Below are 22,685 nucleotides of genomic sequence, written 5' to 3'. Positions count from 1 at the left end.
CTGCTTCCCGAACGCCATGGCCCACGATCACCATCATCATCACGCGGCCCTCGCGGCGCATCCGACGGCCTCGCTGCTGCGGCTGTCCGCGACCACCCGCCTGGGCGGCGCTCTTGGTCTGGCCGCGGCCCTCTGGGGCCTCGTGGCGTGGGCGATGATGTCATGACCGGCGCCATCCGCTTCCATGACCTGACCCTTGGCTACGACCGCCATCCGGTGGTGCACCACCTCGACGGCGCGATTGCGCGCGGCAGCCTCACGGCCGTGGTCGGTCCGAACGGCGCGGGCAAGTCGACGCTTCTGAAGGGCATCGCGGGGGCGGTGAAGCCGCTTCAGGGCCGCATCTCGGTCGAGGGCGGGGCGCAGGCCGTTGCCTGGCTGCCGCAGGCCGCGGACGTCGACCGCAGCTTCCCGATCAACGTCTACGACATGGTGGCCATGGGCCTCCTGCGCCGGCGCGGCCTCTTCGGCGGCATCGGCCGGAAGGACCGGGCGGACATCGAGGCGGCGATCGCCTCCGTCGGCCTGACCGGCTTCGAGGACCGCGCCATCGGCACGCTCTCGGGCGGGCAGATGCAGCGCGCGCTCTTCGCACGGCTCCTGCTGCAGGACGCCCGGGTGATTCTCCTCGACGAGCCGCTCACCGCCATCGATGCCAAGACTGCGGCCGACCTTCTCGCCCTGGTCCGACGCTGGCACGCCGAGGAGCGCACGGTCGTCGCCGTGCTGCACGACATCGAGACGGTGCGGTCGATGTTCCCCGAGACGCTGCTCGTCGCCCGCGAGGCGATCGCGTGGGGCGACACGGCGTCCGTCCTCACCGCCGAGAACATGCTGAAGGCCCGCCGGATGCTCGAGGCGCCCGACCCGGACGCCGCCGCCTGCCGCCGCGCGGCCTGACCGCCCGCTCCCGTCCATCCCTTCGGCCCGGCGCGAGCCGTGGCGAGGTCCGCTTGCGCCATGGAACAGGACACCGGCCTCTATGCGCTACTCGTCGGCCCCTTCGCCGATTTCGCGTTCATGCGCCGGGCATTGGCCGGTTGCGTGGCGCTCTCTCTCGGGGCGGGACCCGTCGGCGTCTTCCTGATGCTGCGCCGGATGAGTCTCGTCGGCGACGCCATGGCGCACGCCGTCCTGCCGGGCGCGGCGGTCGGCTACCTCGTCGCCGGCCTGTCGCTCGGCTGGATGACTGTCGGGGGTCTCGCGGCCGGCATCGCCGTCGCGCTCCTCGCCGGGTTCGTGACACGGGCGACGCCGCTGCGCGAAGACGCCTCCCTCGCCGCCTTCTACCTGATCTCGCTGGCGCTCGGCGTGACGCTGGTGTCGCTGCGCGGCTCGAACCTCGACCTCCTCCACGTGCTCTTCGGCACCGTGCTGGCCCTCGACGACCCGACGCTGCTCCTCATCGCCGGCGTGGCAACGGTCTCGATGATCGTCCTCGCGCTGATCTACCGCCCGCTCGTGCTGGAGTGCGTCGACGCCGGGTTCCTTCGCTCCGTCAGCGCCGCCGGCGGCCCGACACACATCGTCTTCCTGGTGCTCGTCGTCCTCAATCTTGTCGGCGGGTTCCACGCGCTCGGGACGCTGCTCGCGGTGGGACTGATGATGCTGCCAGCCATCGCGGCGCGCTTCTGGACGCAGGACATCTCGCGGATGATCGCCCTCGCAACGGTGCTCGGCATCGTCTCGGGCGTGGCCGGGCTGCTGGTGTCGTTCCACGCCGGGCTGCCCGCCGGCCCCGCCATCATCCTCGCCGCCGGAACGGTCTACCTCGCCTCGCTGGCCTTCGGCACGCAGGGCGGGCTCGTCACGCGGCACCTGCCGCGCCGCCACCTGGAAGCCTGAAACCGGAGATCCCCCATGATCGACAGACGCCGGGCTCTCGTTGCCATCGCCGCCGTGCTGGCCGCCGGAACGGCCGTTCCGGCGCGTGCCCAGACCACCCGCCTCCCCGTCGTCGCGACCTTCTCGATCCTCGGCGACTTTGTGCGGGTCGTGGGTGGTGACCGCGTCGCCCTCACCACGCTCGTGGGGCCGAACGGCGACGCCCACGTGTTCCAGCCGACTCCGGCGGACGCAAAGGCACTGGCAGGCGCGAAGCTCGTCGTCGTCAACGGGCTCGGCTTCGAGGGCTGGCTGGACCGCCTCGTCAAGGCCTCCGGCACGAAGGCCACGGTCGCGGTGGCGACGAACGGCATCATGCCCATCGCCGCGACGGACGACGGCCATGACCACGGCAAGGGCCACGACCACGGGCGGTTCGATCCGCACGCCTGGCAGAGCGTGCCCAATGCGAAGGTCTACGTGGCGCAGGTCCGCGATGCCCTCGTCGCCGCCGACCCGGCCGGCAAGGAAGCCTACGAAGCGAACGCCGCTTCCTATCTCGCCCGGCTCGACGCTCTGGACGCCGAGATCCGGGCGGCCGTGGCGCGGATTCCTGCGTCGCGCCGCAGGATCATCACCTCGCACGATGCCTTCGGTTACTTTGCAAAGGCCTACGGGATCATCTTCGTGAGCCCGCTCGGCGTCTCGACCGAAGCCGAGGCCTCGGCCCGCGACGTGGCGCGCATCATCCGGCAGATCAGGGCCGAGGCCATTCCCGCCGTCTTCCTCGAGAACGTCACGGATCCCAGGCTGATGGACCGCATCACCCGCGAGACGGGGGCCAAGGTCGGCGGGAGGCTCTATTCAGATGCGCTCTCCGCGCCGGACGGCATTGCCGGGACTTACATCGACATGATGCGGTCCAATATAAGGGAACTGACCACCGCCCTGTCGTCGTGACGGGCGGGCCGACCCGCTGGACCTGCCGCCGTGCCCGAGACCGCCGTCCTCTACCCCGACCCGCGCCTGCGCCGGCCGGCTGCGCGCGTGGAGGCCTTCGACGACGCGCTCCGGCGCGACGTGGAGCGGCTGCTCGACGGGCTGCGGACAATCCCGGCCCGCGGCCTCGCCGGCCCCCATCTCGGCATCATGCGCCGGATCGTGGCGATCGACCTGAAGCCGGGCGGCAAGCCGCAGCCGCTCGTCATGGTCAATCCCGAGGTGCTTTCGGCGTCCACGGTGACGCAGGTCCACGAGGAGGGCAGCGTCTCGCTGCCCGGCCTCCACGAGTCGGTCGAGCGTCCCGCCCGCGTCGTCGTGGGCTGGCAGACCGTCGACGGGGAATGGAGCGAGGAGACGTTCGACGGCTTCATGGCCGCCTGCGTCCAGCACGAGATCGAGCAGTGCGACGGCGTCTTCTGGATCGCCCGGCTGTCGCGGCTCAGGCGGGAGCGCCTGCTGGCGCGCTTCGACAAGTTGAACAGGCAAGGCACGAGGCCGGGCGCAGCGGCGCTGCGCTGATCCCGCCCGGCAAGGAGACCACCATGACCGAGAAAATCCCCGTCACCGTCCTCACCGGCTACCTCGGTGCCGGCAAGACGACCCTGCTCAACCGGATCCTCACCGAGGACCACGGCAAGCGCTTCGCCGTCATCGTCAACGAGTTCGGCGAGATCGGAATCGACAACGACCTCGTCGTCGGCGCCGACGAGGAAGTGTTCGAGATGAACAACGGGTGCATCTGCTGCACCGTCCGCGGCGACCTCATCCGCATCATCGAGGGGCTGATGAAGCGGCGCGGCAAGTTCGACGCCATCATCGTCGAGACGACCGGCCTCGCCGACCCGGCGCCGGTGGCGCAGACCTTCTTCGTCGACCAGGACGTCTCCGACAAGGCGCGGCTCGACGCCGTCGTCACGGTCGCGGACGCCAAGTGGCTCTCCGACCGGCTGAAGGACGCGCCCGAGGCCAAGAACCAGATCGCCTTTGCCGACGTCATCATCCTCAACAAGACCGACCTCGTGTCGCCGCAGGAACTCGCGGAGGTCGAGGGACGCATCCGCGCCATCAACCCCTACGCGACCCTGCACCGGACCCAGCGCGCCGCCGTGCCGCTCGACGCCGTGCTCGGCCGCAACGCCTTCGACCTCGACCGCATCCTCGAGATCGAGCCCGCCTTCCTCGAGGAGGACGACGGCCACCACCATCACCACCACGATCATGATCACGACCACGAGTGCGGGCCGGGCTGCGACCACGACCACCATCACCACGGCGGGCTGAAGCACTTCCACGACGAGCACATGCAGTCGATCTCGGTGCGCCTCGGCGAGGTGGATCCCGAGCGCTTCATGCCGTGGATCAACGACCTGACGCAGCGCGAAGGGCCGAACATCCTGCGCTGCAAGGGCATCGTCGCGTTCCCTAACGAGCCGCGCCGCTTCGTCTTCCAGGGCGTGCACATGATCCTCGACGGCGACCTGCAGCGCGAGTGGAAGCCCGGCGAGGCGCGCGAGTCCCGGCTCGTCTTCATCGGCCGCGACCTCGACGGAGAGGCGATCCGCAAGGGTGCCGAGGCCTGCGCGGTTCAATGAGCGGTCCCCGGTTGTCCCCTCCTGCGTCCGGCCTGCCGTCGCTCACCGAGAGCGTCGAGCCGATCGCGTGCGGCGAGCACGTGGTGGTGGCCGCGGTCGTTCGTGACGTCCCGATGCTGGGCCTCGGCGACGGCACGGTGTCGCTCGGCACCGCCGATCCTAAGCGCGTCGCCGCCCACCCCGACGCGGGCCTTCTCGTCGGCACGGCCGACGCGGACGGGCTCGTGACCGGCGGCGACGACGGCCGCGTCGTCCGCATCGCGCCGGACGGCGGCACGACGGAGCTCGGCGAGGCGAAGGGGCGCTGGATCGACGCCGTCGCCGCGCAGGGCGGCGGTGTGGCGTGGTCCGCCGGCAAGCAGGTGACCGCCCGCGACGACAAGGGCCGCCTGCGCCAGTGGACGGCGCCGTCGACGCCGCAGGGCCTCGCCTTCGCTCCGAAGGGCTACCGCCTGGCGGTGAGCCACTACAACGGCGTGAGCCTCTGGTTCCCCAACACCGAGACGCCTCCCGACGTGCTGCCGTGGAAGGGGTCCCACCTCGACGTGACATGGTCCGGCGACGGCCGCTTCGTCGTCACCTCCATGCAGGAGAACACGCTGCACGGCTGGCGCCTCCCGGAGAAGGCGGACATGCGCATGTCCGGCTACCCGTCGAAGACGCGCTCCTTCTCGTGGTCCCACGATGGGCAATGGCTCGCGACCTCCGGCGCCGACGCGGCCATCGTCTGGCCGTTCGCCAGCAAGGACGGCCCCATGGGCAAGACGCCGCGCGAGTGCGGGATCCGCCCTGCGAAGGTGTCGCGTGTCGCCTTCCACCCCGGCGCACTGGTGCTGGCCGTCGGCTACGAGGACGGGTTCATCCTCCTGTGCCGCCTCACCGACAACGGCGAGTTGCTGGTTCGCCGTGCCGAGCCCGAGCGCGGCGCAGTGACCGCGCTGGCGTGGGACCGACGCGGCAAGCGTCTCGTCTTCGGCACCGAAGGCGGCGCCGCGGGACTGCTCACCCTGCCGGGCTGACGCGATGGCGCTGTCGGACCTCCTCTCCCGCTTTCGGCCGAACCGGCCCGACCCCGAGGACGTTCAGCGCGTGAAGGACTGGGTCCGCGAGATCCTCCTGCTCGCCGAGGCAGACGAGGTCACCGTGAGCGAGATCACCTGCAACGATCCGTCCTGCCCTGGGCTGGAGACGGTGATCCTCGTGATGCGGTCCGGCCGCAAGACGCAGGCGTATCGTTTGCGCGGAAGTCTGGTCGTGCAGACGCGCCCTCTCGTCGAGAAGGCGCTCCTCGCACCGTCGGACTGAAGCCATGTTCGCCCGGACGCTCAGCCTCGCCACAGGTCTCCTGGCCGCGGTGCTGGCCTCACAGGCTCCCGAGTTCGCCCAGCAGTACAGGCAGAGACTGGGCGGCGCGATCGACGAGTTGCAGACCGTCGTCGACCGCTTCGATGCCGATGCCCGGCAGTACGGGCTCGACCGGGCGGCAGCGATCGCCCGCCTCTCCGGCAACGTCGATCCCCTCGCCGCGCAGCGCGCAAGGGACGCACGGGTCACGGCCGAGCGGCTCGACGCACTCAAGGGCCAGCAGCAGGCAATGGCGGCGGCCGGTCCTTTCGGCCGCATCGCCGTGCTGGCGTCGGACCCCGACCCGCAGGTGCTGCGGGGAACCGTGCGAACCTACGAGCCCGCCGTGCCGACGACCGCCGAGGGCGCGGCCGCGGCAGCCGCCGGGCTGGCCGGAGGCTGGGGCGCGATGCGGCTTTTCGCCTGGCCCTTCGGCCGCCGGCGGCGCGTCCGCGCCGCCTGAGCCTCGACGGCCGGTTCAGCGCACGAGCACGTTGCGAAACTGCCAGGGGTCGGACGTGTCGATGTCCTCGGGGAACAGGCCCGGGCGGTTGGAGAGCGGCGTCCAGTCGGTGTAGACGCCGACAACCGGGCCCAGATACGGCATCTGCACCTCGAGGCAGCGCTTGTAGTCCATGTCGTCGGCCTCGACGATGCCGGCCTTCGGGTTCTCGAGCGCCCACACCATGCCGGCGAGCACCGCGGACGACACCTGCAGGCCGGTTGCGTTCTGGTAGGGCGCGATCATGCGCGTCTCCTCGATGGAGAGCTGCGAGCCGTACCAGTAGGCATTGCGGCCGTGGCCGTAGAGGAGCACGCCGAGTTCGTCGATGCCGTCGACGATCTCGTTCTCGTCGAGGATGTGCCAGTCCGGCTGGCGGACGCCCTCCTGCCCGAACATCTCGTGCAGCGACAGCACCGCGTCATTGCAAGGGTGGTAGGCGTAGTGGCACGTCGGCCGGTAGACAGCCTTCCCGGAACCGTCTCGCACGGTGAGGTAGTCCGCGATCGAGATCGACTCGTTGTGCGTGACGAGGAAGCCGTACTGGGCCTGCGCCGTCGGGGTCCACGAGCGGACGCGCGTGTTGGCGCCGGGCTGCAGCAGGTAGATCGCAGAGCCGCAGCCGGTGGCGTGGGTGCGGCCGTTCTCGGGCATCCAGCGCTCGTGCGTGCCCCAGCCGAGCTCGGCCGGCTGCAGGCCCTCGGACACGAAGCCTTCGACCGACCACGTGTTGACGAACACCTGCCGCGGCTTCGGCGACTTGGCGCGCTGCGTGTCGCGCTCGGCGATGTGGATGCCCTTCACGCCAAGGTCGCGGGCGAGCGCGGCCCATCCATCCTTCGTCGCCGGGATGTCGCCCGGCAGGCCGATGTCCGTCTTCAGGTTCACCAGCGCCTGCTTCACGAACCACGAGACCATGCCGGGGTTTGCGCCGCAGCACGACACGGCGGTCGTGCCGCCGGGGTTGCGGCGCCGTGCCTCCAGCACGGTCTCGCGCAGGGCGTAGTTGGAGCGGGACTCAGGCCCCTTCGACTTGTCGAAATAGAAGCCCACCCACGGCTCGACGACCGTGTCGATGTAGAGCGCGCCGATCTCGCGGCAGTACTCCATGAGGTCGAGCGAGGAGGTGTCGACCGAAAGGTTGACGCAGAAGCCCTGCCCCGGTCCGGCCGTCAGCAGCGGGCCGAGAAGGTGCTTGTAGTTGTCGCGCGTCACCGGCTGGTGGATGAACGTCACGCCGTGCTTCTGCAGCAGCTCGCGATGGCTGTCATCCGGATCGATCACGGTGAGCTTCGAACGGTCGTAGGCGAAGTGCCGCTCGATGAGCGGAAGGGTGCCGCGGCCGATCGAGCCGAAGCCGATCATGACGATGGGGCCATCGATGCGGGCATGGACGGGATGGCTCATGAACGGGTCTCCCAGGATCAGGGCAGGCGGCGACGCGCCTGCGATGGCCGGCAAAGGAAAAGGCGCCGGTAAGAAACAGTCATGACGGTCTGCGTCAACCCCGGAGCGGGGCCTTGCGTGACCACGCGATGCACGGGCCGCGCCAGCGGCTCGTCCGCTTCAGGCGATGAAGGGATTCGAAGCCCGTTCCTGGCCGATCGTGCTGGTCGGGCCGTGCCCGCAGATGAAGGCGACGTCGTCGCCGAGCGGCAGGACCTTGGTGGTGATGCTGTCGATCAGCTGCTGGTGGTTGCCGCCCGGCAGGTCCGTGCGCCCGATGGAGCCGCGGAACAGCACGTCGCCCATCAGCGCCAAGCGGTTGGCCTCGTTGAACAGCACCACGCTGCCCGGCGAGTGCCCGGGGCAGTGGAGCACGGAGAAGGTGAGGTCGGAGACCGTCACCGTGTCGCCCTCCTCGAGCCAGCGGTCCGGTGTGAGCGGCCGTGCACCGGTGAGGCCGAAGCGAAGGCCCGATTCCGGCAGCGTCGCCAGCAGCGCGGCGTCGGCCCGGTGCGGCCCCTCGACCGGCACGCCCAGCGCCTCGGCCAGTTCCGCCGCCCCGCCGGCATGGTCGATGTGGCCATGGGTGATCAGGATCTTTTCGATGGTGATCCCGACCTGCTCGATGGCGGCGCGGATGCGGTCGACGTCGCCGCCGGGATCGACGACGGCGCCGACCTTCGTGGCGTCCGACCAGACGAGCGTGCAGTTCTGCTGGAAGGGCGTGACGGGGACGATGGCGGCGCGGGCAGTCGACATGGACGTCTCCAAGGCTGGCGAGCCGGCATAAAGCACGAATTGGGCGGGATGGCAGTCGGTTTTCTCGCCCTCCCCTCCTCGTGGCGCCCCACGCCAGGCAACCCCTCATCCGGTCCTGCGGACCACCTTCTCCCCGCCCGCGGGGAGAAGGGCGTGGCACCGTCGCGGTCCGTCCCGGACCGGAAGGCAGGAGGACAGCGTTGCGGCTCCGCCCGCTCTTCTCCCCGCACGGCGGGGAGAACGTGTCCCGAAGGGGCGAAGGAGGGACACCGGCGCGAAGTCATCGACGATCTCACCGGACGCCCTGCTCCACCACCGCTTGCCTGCCCACACCACGCCGGCACACTGGGCCGACGCCGAATCGAGCCCCGATGCTGCCCGAACTGCTCCTGACCGCGATCACGCCAGCCCGGCGCGCCATCCGCAGGATGGGGCTGGTGACGGGGAGCGTGGGTCTGTGGTCGCGCGGCGCGCGCCAGGCCAGGCATTGGGGTCCGCACTACGAGCGGTGCCGTGCCGTCGTGCGCCGGTCCATCGCGGGCCTGCCGTCCCGCCGCACCGCGGTGGTGCTTGGGTCGGGGCTTGCGCGCGACGTGCCGATGGCGGAACTCCTTACCGCCTTCCAGCGCGTCGTGCTGGTCGATGCCGTGCACCTGCCGACCGTTCGCCTGCGCTACGCCTTCGCGAAGCAGGTAGAGTTCGTCACGCTCGACCTCTCCGGCATGGCCGACTGGCTCGACGGTGCGGCCGAGGGCAGGGGCCAGCCGGTGACGGCGCTTGCTGCCGACCCGTCCGTTGACTTCGTCGTTTCGGCGAACCTGCTCTCCCAGATTCCCATCGGGGTCCAGACGGCCCTCGAAACCCGCCCGGACTCCGCGGCGCAGCTGCCGGACGACCTGCTTGCCCGCAGCGTCCGCGGCCACCTCGACGATCTCGCTGCGTTCCGTTGCACGGTCTGCCTGCTCACCGACATCGTCATGACCGAGAAGGACCGCGAGGGCGCCGTGACGGACACGCTCGACCTGATGCGCGGGGTCGTCCTGCCGCCGCCCGACGAGGCATGGGACTGGACGGTCGCCCCCTTCGGCGAGGTGGATCGCCAGCACGAGTACGTCCACCGCGTCCATGCGTACCCTGACTGGCGGCAGGCCTGCGAGAAACCGATTGATAGGTCAGTATGACTGTCCTATACTGAAGTCGAAGAAGACGGATTAGAGTGAGAAGGTTCGGCCGCGCAGTGGCACGGACCCCGGAACGCCCCATCGGCGTTACAAGAGGCGGAGGATGAGATGCGCGACGGCAACGCAGGCGTGTCGGGGTCGGGCCTCAGGGACGTGTCCCTCGACGACAAGTACGACCTGTCGAAGGACCGCATCTTTCTCACCGGGACCCAGGCCATCGTCCGCCTGCTGCTGATGCAGCACGAGCGCGATCGGCGCGCCGGGCTCAACACCGCCGGCTTCGTCAGCGGCTACCGCGGCTCGCCGCTCGGCGGCCTCGACCAGCAGGTCATGAAGGCGCGCCGCCAGCTCGAGCCCCGCAACATCCTGTTCCGATCCGGACTGAACGAGGAACTCGCCGCGACCGCGTGCTGGGGCACGCAGCAGGCCGAGATGCGCGGCGAGGGCAAGTATGACGGTGTTTTCGCCCTGTGGTACGGCAAGGGCCCCGGCGTCGACCGCTCAGGCGACGTGTTCCGCCACGCCAACATGGCCGGCACCTCGCCGCACGGCGGCGTGCTGGCGCTGATGGGCGACGACCACACCGCCGAGAGCTCGACCACGGCGCACCAGTCGGAGTTCCACTTCGTCGACGTGATGATCCCGATCCTGAACCCGGCCGGGGTTCAGGAAATCCTCGACTACGGGCTCTACGGCTACGCCATGAGCCGCTTCTGCGGGACGTGGCTGGCGCTCAAGGGCATGAAGGACACGGTGGAGTCGACCGCCATCGTCGACGGCAGCCTCGACCGGGTGAGCATCATCCGCCCGGAGATCGAGCTGCCGCCCGGCGGCCTCAACATCCGCCCGCGCGACGGCATCCTCGACATGGAGGCGCGGCTGCACGACTGGAAGCGCGACGCCATGCTCGCCTTCGTGCAGGCCAACAGGCTCAACCGGATCATCACCACCGGCGGCCGCGACGCCCGCATCGGCGTCATCACCGTCGGCAAGTCCTATCTTGACGTGCGCCAGGCGCTGGACGACCTCGGCATCGACGAGGTGCGTGCCAACGACCTCGGCCTGCGACTCTACAAGATCGCCTGCCCCTGGCCGCTCGACCCTGTCGGCCTGAAGGACTTCGTGAAGGGCCTCGACCTCGTCATCGTCGTCGAGGAGAAGCGCTCGCTCATCGAGGTGCAGGTCCGCGAGGAGCTCTACGGCGCCGCCAACCAGCCCACCTGCATCGGCAAGAAAGACGAGCAGGGCCGCTGGCTCTTCCCCGTGAAGGGCGCGCTCGATCCCAATGACATCGCGATCACCATCGGCGAACGCCTGCTCGCCGTCCGCCCCGATGAGGAGCTGCAGGCCCGCGTCGCGCGGCTGAAGCAGGCGCAGGCCCAGCTGGCGGAGACGAAGGACGTCGCCACCCGCACCCCGTACTTCTGCTCCGGCTGCCCGCACAACTCCTCGACCAAGGTGCCCGAGGGAATGCGCGCCTATGCCGGCATCGGCTGCCACTACATGGTGCAGTGGATGGACCGCGCGACCGACGGTTTCACCCAGATGGGGGGCGAGGGCGCCAACTGGGTGGGCGAGTCGAGCTTCTCCACTCGCAACCACGTGTTCCAGAACCTCGGGGACGGCACGTGGAACCATTCGGGCATCCTCGCCCTGCGCTTCGCCCACGCCGCCGGCGTGAACGTCACCTACAAGATCCTGTTCAACGATGCCGTCGCGATGACCGGCGGGCAGCACCTCGACAACAACCTGACCGTCGACATGCTGGCCCGGCAGGTGGCGGCCGAGGGCGTCACCCGCATCGCGCTCGTCTCCGACGACCCCGACAAGTACCCGCCGGCGACCGCCTGGCCTCCCGGCATGACGCGGCACCACCGCGACGAGCTCGACGCCGTGCAGCGCGACCTCGCGGCGGAGCCCGGCGTCACCGCCGTCATCTACGACCAGACCTGCGCCGCCGAGAAGCGCCGCCGCCGCAAGCGGGGCGAGTACCCCGATCCCGACAAGCGAGTCTTTATCAACACCCGCGTGTGCGAGGGCTGCGGCGACTGCGGCGTCAAGTCGAACTGCGTGTCCGTGCAGCCCGTCGAGACCGAGTTCGGGCGCAAGCGGCAGATCGACCAGTCGAACTGCAACAAGGACTTCTCCTGCCTCGAGGGGTTCTGCCCCTCCTTTGTCACCGTCGAGGGGGCCAGGATCCGCAAGGCCGAGCCGAAGGGCGGCGTGCTGCACGGCGCCGGCGACCTGCCCGAGCCCACCCTCCCGCCGCTCGACGGCACCTACGCGATCATCGTCACCGGCGTGGGCGGGACCGGCGTCGTCACCATCGGCGCGATCCTCGGCATGGCGGCCCACCTCGAGGACAAGGGCTGCGGCATGATCGACATGGCGGGCCTCGCCCAGAAGGGCGGCGCCGTCTACAGCCACGTCAAGCTCGCTCCGCGCCCGGAAGACATCCACTCCATTCGCGTCGCAGCCGGCGAGGCGGACCTCGTGCTGGGCTGCGACCTCGTCGTCACCGGCACGCGCAAGGTGCTCGCGGCGGTCCGGCAGGGACAGACGGCGGTCGTCGTCAACACCGCGGAAGTGCTGCCAGGCGACTTCACGCGCAACCCGGACTTCTCGCTCCCGGCGGAGCGCGTCCGCCGCGCCGTCGCCGGCGCGACGGGCTCCGGCAACGCCTTCTTCGTCGACGCGACCCGCATCGCCACCGCGCTCACCGGCAATGCCATTGCCGCCAACATGTTCATGCTCGGCTTCGCGTATCAGCTGGGCCGGATTCCGCTCTCGGCCGCAGCGCTGGAACGGGCCATCGAGCTCAACGGCGAGGCCGTCGCCATGAACAAGGCAGCCTTCGCCTGGGGCCGCCGCGCCGCCCACGACCCGGCATCGGTGGAGGCGCTGATCGCGGGCCCGACGCAGTCCGTGCAGCACCACGGCGACCGGCATCTCTCCACCTCCCTCGACGAGGTGATCGCGCGCCGCGTCGCGCTCCTCACGGCCTACCAGGACGCGGCCTACGCGAAGCGCTTCGCCGACCGCATCGACCGCGTCCGCGCCGCCGAGCGGCATTTCGCGCCGGGCTCGACCGCGCTGACGGAAGCGGCCGCCCGCAGCCTCGCCAAGCTGATGGCCTACAAGGACGAGTACGAGGTGGGTCGGCTCTATTCGGACGGCGAGTTTCTGAAGACGCTGCGCGGCCAGTTCGACGGCGACCTGCGGATCAGCGTCCATCTGGCCCCGCCGCTGCTCGCACGCCGCGACGAGACGACCGGCCTGCCCCGCAAGACGACCTTCGGCCCATGGATGCTGCGCGCCATGGGCGTTCTTGCAAAGCTCAAGGGCCTGCGCGGGACTGCATTCGACGTCTTCGGCTACACGCAGGAGCGCCGGACCGAGCGCCGGCTCGTCGCGGAGTTCGAGGCGCTGCTCGACGACATCGCCCGCGACCTGTCCGCGGCGAACCTTCCCGCCGCCGTCGCCCTCGCCGAGCTGCCGCAGACGATCCGCGGCTTCGGCCACGTGAAGGACCGCAACCTCGCCGCGGCGAAGGCCCGGCAGGCCGATCTGCTGGAGCGCTTCCGGTCGCCCGAGACGACGCGCGCTCTGGCTGCGGAATAGGCAGAAGGCTCGGATTCGGCCCGCTGTCGGCCGAATTCGCTTGGAGTTCGCTCCTCGGGGGCCGCCCCGTGACCAAAGTCGGCCTTGCCAACGCGACCGCGCGAACTACCCTTTCGGATGCGGACACGGTCTTGCCGCCGCAAGAGCGGCATTCCATGTCTCTCGCATCATTCCGCCAGGTGGAGACCGGCTGGCGGACGGGATGATGCGACAAGAAGAGAAACGAGAGCGGAAGGCCTGATCCAAGAAGGCCGAGAACCGCTTGGAACGACCAGTCGAGCGAGCCGCGACCAACAGCCGGCCGAGCGACTGCCCGGGACACGTCCGGGACCAGGGAGGAGGATGGAAGTGACAGCCACGCCGGCTTCACGCGAGGACACGTTTCCGAAGCTGCTTGCGCGCAATGCCCGCGTGCGCGGCGCCCGTCCCGCCATCCGCCACAAGGACCTCGGCATCTGGCAGACGTGGACCTGGGCGCAGGTGCACGACATCTGCCTCCGCTTCGCGGCCGGCCTCTCGGAAGCAGGCCTCCAGCGCGGCGACACGGTCGCCATCGTCGGCTCGAACCGTCCGCGCCTGTACTGGGCCATGATGGCCAGCCAGATGCTCGGCGCCGTGCCGGTGCCGGTCTACGCCGACTCGGTCGCCGAGGAGATGGCCTACGTCCTCGCCCACGCCGAGGTGAAGCTCGCCGTCGTGCAGGACCAGGAGCAGGTCGACAAGCTGCTCTCGATCGCCGACCGCGTGCCCACCCTTCGCCAGATCGTCTATGACGAGCCGCGCGGGCTGCGCGACTACGACCATTCCCGCCTCCACGACCTCGACACCGTCATCGTCGACGGCGGGAAGCGGCTCCAGGACGCCGCGGCCACCTCCGCCCTCGACGCGTCGATTGCCGCCGGCACGGGCTCCGACCTCGCCATCATCCTCTACACCTCGGGCACGACCGGCCGTCCCAAGGGCGTGATGCTGACCTACGACAATGTGGTCATTTCCGCCCGGAACGGTTGCGCCTTCGACCAGCTCGACGAGACGGAGGAGGTCATCGCCTACCTCCCGCTCGCCTGGGTCGGCGACCACATCTTCTCCTACGCGCAGTCGATCGTCGCCGGCTTCTGCGTCAACTGCCCCGAGAGCCCGGAGACCGTGGTCGAGGACCGCCGAGAGATCGGCACGACCTACGCCTTCGCGCCCCCGCGCGTCTACGAGAACCTGCTGACGCTCACCATGGTGCGCATGGAGGACGCGGCAGGCCTCAAGCGGCGGATGTTCCACTACTTCCTCGGGGTGGCGAAGCGCTGCGGCGAGCAGATCCTCGACGGCAAGCCGGTGCCGTTCTCCGACCGGTTGCTCTACGGGCTCGGCGAGATCCTCGTCTTCGGGCCGCTCAAGAACCGCTTCGGCCTGTCGCGCGTGAAGGTGGCCTACACGGCCGGCGAGGCCATCGGGCCGGAGATCTTCCGGTTTTTCCGCTCGCTCGGCATCAACCTGAAGCAGCTCTACGGACAGACCGAGGCGTCGGTCTACATCACCATGCAGCCGGACGGCGAGATCAAGGCCGACACCGTGGGCCGCCCCGCCCCGGACGTCGAGGTGAGGATCGCGGACGACGGCGAGGTGCTGTTCCGCTCGCCCGGGGTCTTCCAGTCCTACTTCAAGGACCCGGACGCGACGGCTCGGACCAAGACCCCGGACGGCTGGGTGCACTCGGGCGACGCCGGCTTCTTCGACGCCACCGGCCACCTGAAGATCATCGACCGCGCCAAGGACGTGGGGCGGATGCGCGACGGGTCGCTGTTCCCGCCGAAATACGTCGAGAACAAGCTGAAGTTCTACCCGAACATCAAGGAGGTCGTGGCCTTCGGCAACGGGGAGGACTTCGTCTCCTGCTTCATCAACATCGACCTCACGGCCGTCGGCAACTGGGCCGAGCGCAACAACGTGGTCTACGCCTCCTACCAGGAGCTGGCCGGCCATCCGCTCGTCTACGACATGATCGCCGCCCACGTGGACGAGGTGAACCGCTCGCTGGCCGTCGAGCCGCGCATGGGCGGCGCGCAGGTAAAGCGCTTCCTTATCCTCCACAAGGAGCTCGACGCCGACGACGGCGAGCTCACCCGCACGCAGAAGGTGCGCCGCGGCTTCATCGCCGAGCGGTACGGGCCGCTGGTGACCGCGCTCTACGACGGATCGAAGGAGGCCGACATCCGCACGGAAGTGACCTTCGAGGACGGTCGCAAGGGCGTCATCGCGGCGCGGGTGAAGATCCGCGACTGCACGGTGCAGCCAGTGGCGGCTCCGGCCCGCTCTTTGGAGACCGCGGCATGAGGGCCCCGGGATCGGACAAGGGAATCGCCGCGGGCGACGTCCTCCTTGCGGTGGACGGCGTCTCGCTCGCCTTCGGCGGCGTCAAGGCCATCACCGACGTGTCCTTCGACATCCGCAAGGGCGAGATCCGCGCGATCATCGGCCCGAACGGCGCGGGCAAGACGTCGATGCTCAACGTCATCAACGGCTTCTACCACCCGCAGCAGGGGCGCATCACCTTCAAGGGCGCCACGCGCCAGCGCATGCGACCGCACGTCGCGGCCTCGCAGGGCATCGCCCGCACCTTCCAGAACGTCGCGCTCTTCAAGGGCATGACGACGCTCGACAACATCATGGCCGGCCGCACCCTGAAGATGCGCGGCAGCTTCTTCTGGCAGCTCTTCCGCCACGGCCCGGCGATGCGGGAGGAAATCGAGCACCGCCAGGTCGTCGAGGAGATCATCGACTTCCTCGAGATCCAGCACATCCGCAAGGTGCCGGTGGGCAAGCTGCCTTACGGCTTGCAGAAGCGGGTCGAACTCGGCCGCGCGCTGGCGATGGAGCCGGAACTGCTCCTGCTCGACGAGCCGATGGCGGGCATGAACCTCGAGGAGAAGGAGGACATGTCCCGCTTCATCCTCGACGTGAACAATCAGTACGGCACCACCATCGCGCTCATCGAGCACGACATGGGGGTCGTCATGGACCTGTCCGACCGCGTCGTCGTGCTCGAGTACGGACGCAAGATCGCCGACGGCACGCCGGCCGAGGTGAAGAGCGACCAGGCGGTCATCGACGCCTATCTCGGCGTGCCGCACTGAGGGACGACATGAGCGCGATCGAAGCCCCGAACCCGCCCCTCCGTCTCTCCCCCAGCGGCTGGACGCTGCTGGGCATCGGGGCGGTCCTCGCCCTGATCGTCCTCGCCAGCCTGACGGGCGTCATCTCCAAGGGCGACATCCTCGACAAGATCGTCATCGACCCGTTCCGGCAGATGAAGGACGCGCCGGACCTCTTCGTGCAGACGATCTGGGAAGGGCTCGTCTCCGGCGTGCTCTACGCGCTGATCGCGCTGGGCTTCGTGCTCATCTTCAAGGCCTCGGGCGTGTTCAACTTCGCCCAGGGCATCATGGTGGTGTTCGCCGGCCTCACCCTTGTCGGCCTCTACGAGATGGGCGTGCCGGCGTTCCTCGCCGTCATCCTGACGCTGGGCGTGATGTTCCTGCTGGCCGTGGCGGTGGAGCGCGTTGTGCTGCGCCCGCTGGTGAACCAGCCGGACATCATCCTGTTCATGGCAACGTTCGGCATCACCTACTTCCTCATCGGCTTCGGCGAGCTGATCTTCGGCGGGAACCCGAAGCAGATGATCGCCGAGCAGCTGATGCTGCCCAAGGGCGCGCTCGAGGTGCAGATGCTGGGCGGCTTCGTGGCCTTCCAGAAGATCGACATAGCCGCCGCCGTGATCGCCGCGCTGATGATCGCCGCGCTCGCCTTCTTCTTCCAGAAGACGCGCATCGGCCGGGCGCTGCGCGCCGTCGCCGACAGCCACAAGGCGGCCCTGTCGGTGGGCATCTCGCTCAACCAGATCTGGGTCATCGTCTGGTTCACGGCGGGCATCGTCGCCCTCGTCACCGGCATCATGTGGGGCGCGCGCTCGGACGTGTCCTTCGCGCTCTCCGTCATCGCGCTCAAGGCGCTGCCGGTGCTGATCCTCGGTGGCTTCACCTCGGTGCCGGGCGCCATCGTCGGCGGCCTCATCATCGGCATCGGCGAGAAGCTCGGCGAGTTCTACTGGGGTCCCCTGGTCGGCGGCGGCATCGAGAGCTGGCTCGCCTATTTCATCGCGCTGCTCTTCCTCATGTTCAGGCCGCAGGGCCTGTTCGGCGAGAAGATCATCGAGCGTATCTGAGGGAACGGCGCACGTGTTCTACAGGGAAGCAGGCCAGTACAAGACGAGCTACGCCGCCGACATGGCGGTCTTCCCGATCCTGCAGGACCGGATCGGCATCGCCGTCATCCTGCTGATCGCCTTCGTCGGAATCCCGCTGTTCGGCAACGAGTTCCTGCTGTCGAGCGTGATGATCCCGATGCTCGTCTTCTCGCTGGCGGCGATCGGGCTCAACATCCTCACCGGCTACACCGGCCTGATCTCGCTCGGCACGGGCGCCTTCATGGGCGTGGGCGCCTACGCCTGCTACAAGCTGACGACGATCTTCCCGGGCGTGAACGTCATCATCTGGATCGTCGCCTCGGGCTTCGTGTCGGCCGCCGTGGGCGTGCTCTTCGGCCTGCCGAGCCTGCGCATCAAGGGCTTCTACCTCGCCGTGGCGACGCTCGCCGCGCAGTTCTTCCTGCAGTGGTGCTTCGTCCGCATCCCTTGGCTCTACAACTACAACGCGTCGGGCGCGATCGAGGTGCCGCAGCGGACCCTGTTCGGAATGCCCATCACGGGCGCCAACGCGACGGTCGAAACGCGCTACCTCGTGCTGCTCTCCATCGTGGTGGTGCTCACCTGGTTCGCCTCGAACCTCGTCCACGGCCGCGTCGGCCGCTCGTGGATGGCGGTGCGCGACATGGACATCGCCGCCGAGCTGATGGGCATCAAGCTCCTGCCGACCAAGCTTCTCGCCTTCGCCGTGTCGTCGTTCTACTGCGGCGTCGCCGGCGCGGTGATGATGTTCCTCTGGTACGGCGGCGGCGAGGCCAACGACGCCTTCAACATCAACCAGAGCTTCAACATCCTCTTCATGGTGATCATCGGCGGGCTGGGCAGCCTCATCGGCTCGTTCTTCGGCGCCGCCTTCATCTCCATGCTGCCGACCATCCTGAAGTTCGGCCTGCCGGCCATCGGCATCCCGCTCGCCGGCGCCACGGCCGAGCACCTGACCTTCCTGATGGTGGGCTCGCTCATCATCTTCTTCCTGATCGTGGAGCCGCACGGCCTCGCGCGGCTCTGGCAGATCGGGAAGCAGAAACTGCGCATCTGGCCGTTCCCCTACTAGGACGGCCGAGGTTCGAAACGGCGGGCGGGCCGGGTCGGTCCGTCCGGTCACTGTGCTCCGCAAGCCCCCAAGGGGCGCGGACATCCTGGGAGGACGACGAATGACACTTCGCTCACTCATGCTCGGCACGGTTGCGGCCGTGATGACCGCCGGCACCGTCGCCGTGGCGCCGGCCTCGGCGCAGGACCAGATCTTCGTGCCGCTGCTCACCTACCGCACCGGCCCCTTCGCCGGCTCGGGCATCCCGATCGCCGACGGCATGGGCGACTACCTGCGCATGCTCAACGAGCGCGACGGCGGCATCGGCGGCGCGCGTCTCGTGATCGAGGAATGCGAGACCGGCTACGACACCAAGAAGGGCGTCGAGTGCTACGAGTCGCTGAAGGGCAAGAACCCGGTCGTGGTGAACCCCTACTCGACCGGCATCACCCTGCAGCTGATCCCCAAGGCCTCGGTCGACAAGATTCCGGTCCTGTCGATGGCCTATGGCCTTTCCGCCTCGGCGGTGGGCAACGTGTTCCCGTGGATATTCAACCCGCCGGTCACCTACTGGGACGGCGCCTCGGCCTTCATCAAGCACGTCGCCGACAAAGAGGGTGGGCTCGACAAGCTGAAGGGCAAGAAGATCGGCCTCATCCACCTGGACGCGCCCTTCGGCAAGGAGCCGATCGCGCTGCTCGAGAACCTCTCCAAGGAGTACGGCTTCGAGCTGAAGCTCTACCCCATCGCCGCGGCGGACATGCAGAACCAGGGTTCCACCTGGCTCGCCATCCGTCGTGACCGCCCGGACTGGATCTACAACCAGGGCTGGGGTGCGATGAACCCGACGGCCGTCAAGGAAGCGGTGAAGAACAACTACCCGATGGAGAAGCTGGTCGGCGTCTGGTGGGCCGGCGGCGACGACGACGCCCGCGCGGGCGGCGAGGGCGCCAAGGGCTACAAGAGCCTTAACTTCCATGCCGCGGGCGCCAACTTCCCCGTGATCCAGGACATCATCAAGAACGTCGCCGACAAGGGGAAGAGCACCGCGCCGAAGGAGAAGATCGGCGAGAACCTCTACAACCGCGGCGTCTACAACTCGATGCTGATCGCCGAGGCCATCCGCACGGCGCAGAAGATCACCGGAAAGAAGGCGGTGACCGGCGAGGACGTGCGGCGCGGCTTCGAGGCGCTCAACATCACCGAGGCCCGTCTCAAGGAACTCGGCATGGAGGGCTTCGCCGCCCCCGTGAAGATCACCTGCGACGACCACAACGGGCACAACAACGTCTACGTCGCCCAATGGGACGGCACCAAGTACGTGAAGGGCTCCGAGTGGTTCGCCCCGATGAAGGACAAGGTGCGTCCGCTGCTGGAGGCCGCTGCGACCGACTACGCCAAGTCGAACGCCGGCTGGCCGCAGCGCACCGAGGCCTGCGAGAAGGGCTCGTAAGGCCCGGACCTCTCCCGCCTCCCCTCGACCCTCACCCCTCCCCCTTGTGGGGAGGGGCCGGGGGTGGGGGTGGCGCGGCACCGCCCGGAGTGCCCGTCAACCGGGCACCGCACCAACCCATGGAGCCAGCATGAGCGCTTCGGCCGTGGCCGCGACGGCGGCGGGAACCGACACCATCCTCTCGGTCAACAACATCGAGGTGGTGTACGACCACGTCATCCTCGTGCTGAAGGGCGTGTCGCTGACGGTGCCGCGCGGCGGCATCGTGGCGATCCTCGGCGCCAACGGCGCCGGCAAGACCACGACGCTGAAGGCCATCTCCAACCTGCTGCGCGCGGAGCGCGGCGAGGTCACCAAGGGCTCGATCGAGTTCGAGGGCACGCGCGTCGACCGCATGTCGCCCAACGAACTGGTCAAGCGCGGCTGCATCCAGGTGATGGAGGGCCGCCACTGCTTCGGTCACCTCACCATCGAGGAAAACCTGCTCACCGGCGCCTTCACCCGTCGCGACGGCAACGCCGCCATCAAGCGCGACCTCGAGGCGATCTACGAGTACTTCCCGCGGCTGCGGCAGCGTCGCGGGTCGATGGCCGGCTACACCTCCGGCGGCGAGCAGCAGATGTGCGCCATCGGCCGCGCCATGATGTCGAAGCCGCGCATGATCCTCCTCGACGAGCCGTCAATGGGCCTTGCTCCGCAGGTGGTGGAGGAAATCTTCGAGATCGTCCGCAAGCTCAACGCCAACGAGGGCGTGTCCTTCCTGCTCGCCGAGCAGAACACCAACATCGCCCTGCGATACGCCACCTACGGCTACATCCTGGAGACCGGGCGCGTGGTGATGGACGGCGCCGCCGACAGCCTGCGCGAAAACGAGGACGTCAAGGAATTCTACCTCGGCGTCGCCGGCGACGACCGCAAGAGCTTCCGCGAGGTGAAGAGCTACAAGCGCCGCAAGCGCTGGTTGGCCTGACCCGCTCCAGAACGTCCGAAGGCCGACCATGACAGAGCACCACGACGCCCGCGAGACCCGCGCCCCGGCCGAGCGGGAGGCCGACCTCTTCGGCCGCCTGCCGGCCGTCCTCGCCAAGGCCCTCGCGGCGCCCGGCTGGGCCCGCCACCTCGGCGCCGTCGACCCCGCCACCGTGACCTCGCGAGCCGCGCTGGCCCGCCTTCCGGTCCTGCGCAAGGCGGACCTCCCGGGCCTGCAGAAGGCGGACCCGCCCTTCGCCGGCTTCATCTCCTCGCCGCTGGACTCGTTCGGGCGGCTGTTCACCTCCCCCGGGCCGATCTTCGAGCCGGAGTGCCGCCACGACGACCCGTGGCAGGCGGCGCGCGCCCTCTTTGCCGCCGGCTTCCGGCGCGGCGACGTGCTGCTGAATACCTTCAGCTACCACCTCACGCCCGGCGGCTTCATCATGGATGGCGGCGGCCGCGCGCTGGGCTGCCCGGTGATCCCGGCGGGGCCGGGCAACACCGAGCAGCAGCTCGACGTCATCGCCCACCTGCGACCGGTCGGCTACGCCGGCACGCCGGACTTCCTCAAGATCATCCTCGACAAGGCGAAGGAGGTCGGCCGCGACGCGTCGAGCATCCGCAAGGCGCTGGTCTCCGGCGCCGCCTTCCCCGCCTCGCTGCGCGACGAACTGGCCTCGCGCGGCGTCGCCGCCTACCAGGCCTACGCGACCGCCGACGTCGGCGTGATCGCCTACGAGACGCCGGCGCGCGACGGCCTCGTCGTCAGCGAGGACACGATCCTCGAGATCGTGCGCCCGGGCACCGGTGACCCGGTAGCGCCGGGCGAGGTCGGCGAGATCGTCGTCACGACACTCGATCCGCACCACCCTGTCATCCGGCTGGCGCTCGGCGACCTGTCGGCGGTGATGGAAGGGCCCTCGCCCTGCGGCCGCACCAACATGCGCATCCGGGGCTGGATGGGCCGCGCGGACCAGACGGCGAAGGTGAAGGGCATGTTCGTGCGGCCCGAGCAGGTCGCCGAGGTGGCCCGCCGCCACCCGGAGGTGGCGAAGCTCCGCCTCGTGGTGACGCGCGCCGACGAGCAGGACCAGATGACGCTGCGCGCCGAGACGACGACGTGCTCGGACGCCTTCGTCGCCGCGCTCGGTGAGACGCTGCAGGCCGTCACCAAGCTCAAGGGACGCATCGAGCTCGTCGCCCCTGGCAGCCTGCCCAACGACGGCAAGGTCATTGCCGACGAGCGCCCGGTCGGATGAGGTCCAGGCCCGCGGGGCACCGCCCCCGCCGGGCCTCAGCCGCCTTCGGCGTCCTTGAACCAGACTTCGACCGGTCCCTTGAGCAGGATCGTCATCGGGTTGCCGCGCCGGTCCTTGGCCGTGCCGGCCTGCACCCGGATCCAGCCCTCGCTGACGCAGTACTCGTCGACGTTGGTCTTCTCCACGCCCTTGAAGCGCACGCCGATTCCGCGCTCCAGCAGCGCCTCGTCGTAGAACGGGCTCGTCGGGTTGGCGGAGAGGCGGTCGGGCGGGGAATCGGTCATCGGTCGCTCTGGATCACGGGGTCTGGCGCAGACATAGAGCGGATCGTGGCAGGATCGCAATCCGCCGCGCTGTCGACGCGGCCTCTTGTTTGGAGCGGAACGTGCTGCGGGACAGGAGCAAGGACGCTTCCCCTCCCCCTTGTGGGGAGGGGCAGGGG

21 protein-coding genes are annotated in these 22,685 nt (G+C 69.2%); 18 read left to right on the top strand and 3 right to left on the bottom strand.

The features are described from left to right. Positions 1 to 16: 16 nt before the first annotated feature. Genes ACX9GQ_RS00570 through ACX9GQ_RS00530 form a run of 9 tightly spaced genes read left to right on the top strand, consistent with a single transcriptional unit; the run spans position 17 to position 6,225 of the window. On the top strand, positions 17 to 166 hold the full coding sequence (locus ACX9GQ_RS00570) for a hypothetical protein (protein WP_459627578.1): 150 nt from the start codon (positions 17 to 19) through the stop codon (positions 164 to 166). Continuing rightward, positions 163 to 900 (top strand): zinc ABC transporter ATP-binding protein AztA, encoded by a 738-nt coding sequence (aztA, locus tag ACX9GQ_RS00565; RefSeq protein ID WP_459627577.1) that lies wholly within the window; start codon positions 163 to 165, stop codon positions 898 to 900. Before ACX9GQ_RS00570 ends, aztA begins: the two co-directional genes overlap by 4 nt. 60 nt (positions 901 to 960) lie before the next feature. Continuing rightward, positions 961 to 1,845, top strand: coding sequence for a metal ABC transporter permease (locus ACX9GQ_RS00560; RefSeq protein ID WP_459627576.1), 885 nt, complete (start codon positions 961 to 963; stop codon positions 1,843 to 1,845). A gap of 15 nt (positions 1,846 to 1,860) precedes the next feature. Further along, entirely contained in the window at positions 1,861 to 2,784 is a 924-nt protein-coding gene (locus ACX9GQ_RS00555; protein ID WP_459627575.1) for a metal ABC transporter substrate-binding protein, read from the top strand. Positions 2,785 to 2,814: 30 nt separating this feature from the next. Next, on the top strand, positions 2,815 to 3,345 hold the full coding sequence (locus ACX9GQ_RS00550) for a peptide deformylase (RefSeq protein WP_459627574.1): 531 nt from the start codon (positions 2,815 to 2,817) through the stop codon (positions 3,343 to 3,345). Positions 3,346 to 3,368: 23 nt separating this feature from the next. Next, positions 3,369 to 4,418 carry a CobW family GTP-binding protein gene (locus tag ACX9GQ_RS00545; protein ID WP_459627573.1) on the top strand — a complete coding sequence of 350 codons (1,050 nt, stop codon included), beginning with the start codon at positions 3,369 to 3,371 and terminating at the stop codon, positions 4,416 to 4,418. An 11-nt stretch (positions 4,419 to 4,429) separates the two neighbouring features. Further along, on the top strand, positions 4,430 to 5,437 hold the full coding sequence (locus ACX9GQ_RS00540; protein ID WP_459627572.1) for a WD40 repeat domain-containing protein: 1,008 nt from the start codon (positions 4,430 to 4,432) through the stop codon (positions 5,435 to 5,437). 4 nt (positions 5,438 to 5,441) lie between these two features. After that, entirely contained in the window at positions 5,442 to 5,723 is a 282-nt protein-coding gene (locus ACX9GQ_RS00535) for a hypothetical protein (protein ID WP_459627571.1), read from the top strand. A 4-nt stretch (positions 5,724 to 5,727) separates the two neighbouring features. Continuing rightward, on the top strand, positions 5,728 to 6,225 hold the full coding sequence (locus ACX9GQ_RS00530; protein WP_459627570.1) for a DUF2937 family protein: 498 nt from the start codon (positions 5,728 to 5,730) through the stop codon (positions 6,223 to 6,225). 15 nt (positions 6,226 to 6,240) lie between these two features. Here the strand turns inward: ACX9GQ_RS00530 and ACX9GQ_RS00525 are convergent, their stop codons facing one another. Both ACX9GQ_RS00525 and ACX9GQ_RS00520 read right to left on the bottom strand, forming a co-directional pair. Beyond that, a complete protein-coding gene (locus tag ACX9GQ_RS00525; protein ID WP_459627569.1) occupies positions 6,241 to 7,671 on the bottom strand; it encodes a homospermidine synthase in 1,431 nt (476 codons plus the stop codon). Between the two features lie 159 nt (positions 7,672 to 7,830). Continuing rightward, the gene (locus ACX9GQ_RS00520) at positions 7,831 to 8,469 is read right to left on the bottom strand and encodes an MBL fold metallo-hydrolase (protein ID WP_459627568.1); all 639 of its coding nucleotides are present in this window, start codon (positions 8,467 to 8,469) and stop codon (positions 7,831 to 7,833) included. 371 nt (positions 8,470 to 8,840) lie between these two features. On the opposite strand from ACX9GQ_RS00520, the gene ACX9GQ_RS00515 reads away from it, so the two are divergent. The 9 genes from ACX9GQ_RS00515 to ACX9GQ_RS00475 all read left to right on the top strand — a co-directional run bounded on the left by ACX9GQ_RS00515 (position 8,841) and on the right by ACX9GQ_RS00475 (position 22,243). Continuing rightward, a complete protein-coding gene (locus ACX9GQ_RS00515) occupies positions 8,841 to 9,650 on the top strand; it encodes a hypothetical protein (protein WP_459627567.1) in 810 nt (269 codons plus the stop codon). A 108-nt stretch (positions 9,651 to 9,758) separates the two neighbouring features. Beyond that, positions 9,759 to 13,271, top strand: a complete 3,513-nt coding sequence (locus ACX9GQ_RS00510; RefSeq protein WP_459627566.1) for an indolepyruvate ferredoxin oxidoreductase family protein — start codon at positions 9,759 to 9,761, stop codon at positions 13,269 to 13,271. 342 nt (positions 13,272 to 13,613) lie between these two features. Further along, entirely contained in the window at positions 13,614 to 15,599 is a 1,986-nt protein-coding gene (locus ACX9GQ_RS00505; protein WP_459627565.1) for an AMP-dependent synthetase/ligase, read from the top strand. Continuing rightward, positions 15,596 to 16,399, top strand: coding sequence for an ABC transporter ATP-binding protein (locus ACX9GQ_RS00500; RefSeq protein WP_459627564.1), 804 nt, complete (start codon positions 15,596 to 15,598; stop codon positions 16,397 to 16,399). Before ACX9GQ_RS00505 ends, ACX9GQ_RS00500 begins: the two co-directional genes overlap by 4 nt. Positions 16,400 to 16,536: 137 nt before the next feature. After that, complete coding sequence (locus ACX9GQ_RS00495; RefSeq protein WP_459627991.1) at positions 16,537 to 17,487, top strand: branched-chain amino acid ABC transporter permease; 951 nt, start codon at positions 16,537 to 16,539, stop codon at positions 17,485 to 17,487. A 13-nt stretch (positions 17,488 to 17,500) separates the two neighbouring features. Further along, positions 17,501 to 18,580, top strand: coding sequence for a branched-chain amino acid ABC transporter permease (locus ACX9GQ_RS00490; RefSeq protein WP_459627563.1), 1,080 nt, complete (start codon positions 17,501 to 17,503; stop codon positions 18,578 to 18,580). 100 nt (positions 18,581 to 18,680) lie between these two features. After that, a complete protein-coding gene (locus ACX9GQ_RS00485) occupies positions 18,681 to 20,012 on the top strand; it encodes an ABC transporter substrate-binding protein (RefSeq protein WP_459627562.1) in 1,332 nt (443 codons plus the stop codon). A gap of 130 nt (positions 20,013 to 20,142) precedes the next feature. Then, positions 20,143 to 20,982, top strand: coding sequence for an ABC transporter ATP-binding protein (locus ACX9GQ_RS00480; protein WP_459627561.1), 840 nt, complete (start codon positions 20,143 to 20,145; stop codon positions 20,980 to 20,982). Positions 20,983 to 21,010: 28 nt separating this feature from the next. Beyond that, positions 21,011 to 22,243 carry a phenylacetate--CoA ligase family protein gene (locus ACX9GQ_RS00475; RefSeq protein WP_459627560.1) on the top strand — a complete coding sequence of 411 codons (1,233 nt, stop codon included), beginning with the start codon at positions 21,011 to 21,013 and terminating at the stop codon, positions 22,241 to 22,243. 35 nt (positions 22,244 to 22,278) lie between these two features. On the opposite strand, the gene ACX9GQ_RS00470 is transcribed toward ACX9GQ_RS00475, so the two are convergent. Continuing rightward, positions 22,279 to 22,527: a DUF3297 family protein gene (locus ACX9GQ_RS00470; protein WP_459627559.1), complete on the bottom strand. Its 249-nt coding sequence runs from the start codon at positions 22,525 to 22,527 to the stop codon at positions 22,279 to 22,281. Positions 22,528 to 22,685 lie beyond the last annotated feature (158 nt).

The organism is Alsobacter sp. R-9 (assembly GCF_054612375.1).
This window is presented reverse-complemented; position numbering and strand designations above follow the sequence as displayed.